Consider the following 230-nt stretch of genomic DNA (forward strand, 5'->3'; position numbering starts at 1 on the left):
TGGAAATTATAATCTGATATAGTTACAGAATGAGCGCTTTAAACCTTCTGACATCTAGCATCTAGCATCTAGCATCTAGCATCTACCAAAATCTATTTTTTACGATCCACAACGTAGTTGACCATCAAAGTAAGCGCACTCTTGTATTCGGAATCTCGGTAGTTGTCCAGTAAGGCCAGCGCCTCGTCCTTAAAATCAAGCATTTTGGTAACGGCGTAATCCAGTCCGCC

1 pseudogene is annotated in these 230 nt (G+C 41.7%); it reads right to left on the minus strand.

Going from position 1 to position 230, the window contains the following annotated elements:
* Positions 1 to 92 precede the first annotated feature (92 nt).
* A pseudogene (locus ACRHOZ_RS21665) lies at positions 93 to 230 on the minus strand (polyprenyl synthetase family protein); the annotation flags it as partial.

This window comes from Flagellimonas flava (genome assembly GCF_050617915.1).
Lineage (GTDB): Bacteria > Bacteroidota > Bacteroidia > Flavobacteriales > Flavobacteriaceae > Flagellimonas > Flagellimonas flava_A.